The organism is Sphingomonas sp. Leaf20 (genome assembly GCF_001421535.1).
Taxonomy (GTDB): domain Bacteria; phylum Pseudomonadota; class Alphaproteobacteria; order Sphingomonadales; family Sphingomonadaceae; genus Sphingomonas.
In genome coordinates this window covers 1-2,175 of record NZ_LMKN01000005.1, presented here as the reverse complement: position 1 = coordinate 2,175, position 2,175 = coordinate 1, and the positions used below count along the sequence as shown (strand labels likewise).

At 64.5% G+C, this 2,175-nt stretch carries 2 protein-coding genes and 1 pseudogene; all 3 read right to left on the bottom strand.

From position 1 onward, the window contains the following. A pseudogene (locus ASE72_RS08235) lies at positions 1-528 on the bottom strand (C4-dicarboxylate ABC transporter); the annotation flags it as partial. After that, entirely contained in the window at positions 525-1,397 is an 873-nt protein-coding gene (locus tag ASE72_RS08230) for a LysR family transcriptional regulator (RefSeq protein WP_055843145.1), read from the bottom strand. The gene ASE72_RS08230 and the pseudogene ASE72_RS08235, both read right to left, overlap by 4 nt. 88 nt (positions 1,398-1,485) lie before the next feature. Then, positions 1,486-2,175: malate dehydrogenase (locus ASE72_RS08225; RefSeq protein ID WP_056019507.1), on the bottom strand; the 690-nt coding region annotated here is incomplete at its 5' end.

The following is a 2,175-nucleotide window of genomic DNA, read 5'->3' as shown; positions in this document are numbered from 1 at the left end:
CGCCGCGACCACCGGCAGCAGCCACACCGCGGTCATGCCGTCGAGCGAATGTTCGTGCCGCGTGAACATGAGGTAGGGGATCGCCACACCGCAGGCGAACGACATCGCGACGTCGATCCACCACAATGTCTCGGCGATCGGGATCACGCCGGCGCCGAACCGCGGCAGGCCGAACGCCAGGAACCCGTTGATGATCGTCGCGAGGCCCATCGGGATCGTACCGATGAACATCGATACGGTGTTGTGCCCGAAGATCCGCCGCGCCTCGTGCCCGAACATGGTCCAGCGCGCGGTGTAGAGCCCGGCGAACAGCGTGAAGAGCGCGATGTTGAAATACCACAGTGCCTCGCCGACCGGGTGCAGCGATGCGCCGACCCCCGGAACCTGCGGCAAGGCCAGCGCGAGGATGCCGGTGCCCATCGTCGCGGCGAACCAGTTGGGGGTGAACTGCCGGATCATCTCGCGTGGAGAGTCGAGCCGGCTGAGCGGCTTCAGGCCATCGAGAACGGGTTTCAAATCGGCGGTCACTTGCCAGTCTCCTTGATGAGATCGGTCAGCGCATCGGCCGCCCGGGTACGATAGCGCTCTTTGTGCCTCAGCGCGTAGAACGGACGCCGCGGCAGACCGAGCGGCAGATCGTGCAACGTTCCGGCCGCGATTGCAGGTGCGACGACATGCTGCGACAGGACCGCGACGCCTGCGCCAGCCTCGACCGCGCTGCGGACCGCCTCGTTCGACGGCAGGGTCAGCGCGGTGGTGAGGTCCGACGGATCGACGCCGCGCTGGCGCAACACCTCCTCGAACGACGAGCGCGTGCCCGATCCCTGCTCGCGGATAATCCAGCGCGCGGCGCGGATCCAGTCCTCGTCGATCGTGTCGGCAGCGCGGTTGCTAACCAGCACCATGCGGTCGTTCGCGACCGTCCAATGCGCGAGCGCGGGCTCGTCGATCACACCTTCGACGAAGCCGAGCTCGACTGCGCCGTCGAGCACGCGCGCCGCGGCCCCTTCCGTGTTGTCGATCGCCAGTTCGATCGTGATCGCGGGGTAGCGCGCATGGAACGCCGCTAGCTGGCGGGGCAGCCAATAGCCCGCGATCGTCTGGCTTGCGACCAGCCGCAGTGTGCCGCGCTCCAGCCCGGCATATTCGGCCAGTGCAAGTTCCGCGCTCGCCGCACGGCCAAGGACGGCGCGCGCGTCGATCAGAAACATGCGGCCCGCTTCGGACAGTTCGATCCCGCGGCCGACCCGGTGGAACAGCGGCACGCCGTGCCGAGCTTCTAGCGCGGCGATGGCAGCGCTTGCGGCCGACTGCGTCACATTGAGCGCTTCGGCAGCGCGCGTCATGTGCTCGCGCTCTGCGACACCGACGAAAATCCTGAGTTGTTCGAGGGTCATGCCCGATCTCCTTGCCCCAATGATAGGGAAAGGAGATCAATCGAACCAACCAAAGATTACGGTCATTCCAATCAGATATACCGATTGGTCATTTCAGAATGTCGATAACCGCCTCACGTTCATCGACCAGTTCGGCAATCGTGCGATCGAGCATCGATCGCTGGAACGGATCGAAGGTAAGGCCTTCGATAAGCGCATACCCACCGCTCATGCAGTGCACCGGCACGCCGCACACCAGTCCTTGCGGGATACCGTAGGAGCCATCTGACACCACGCCCATCGACACCCAATTATCGCCTGCGCCGTGCACCCAGTCGCGCAGATGGTCGATCGCTGCATTTGCGGCCGACGCGGCCGAGGACGCACCCCGTGCTTCGATGATCGCGGTTCCGCGCTGCGCAACGGTGGGGATCAACGTTTCGCGGTACCAAGGCTCGTCTCCGATACGGTCGGCAAGCTTTTGGCCATCGAGTTCGGCATTCCCCCAGTCGGCAAACATCGTTGGCGAATGGTTTCCCCAGACGACGAGCTTCGTAATCGCATCGACACCGACACCCGCCTTGGCCGCAAGCTGTCCTTGCGCGCGGTTGTGATCGAGGCGGATCATCGACGTGATGTTTTCGGCAGGAAAACCCGGTGCGCTTTGCGCAAGGATCCAGGCATTTGTGTTGGCGGGATTGCCGACGACCAGGATCTTGGCGTCGCGTTTGGCCACTGCGTCCAGCGCTGCGCCCTGCGTCTTGAAGATCGCTGCGTTGGCAGCGAGCAAATCACGGCG

Excerpts from the sequence above, each read along its gene's own strand:
- ASE72_RS08230 (WP_055843145.1), bottom strand. The coding sequence starts at position 1,397 with ATGACCCTCGAACAACTCAGGATTTTCGTCGGTGTCGCAGAGCGCGAG.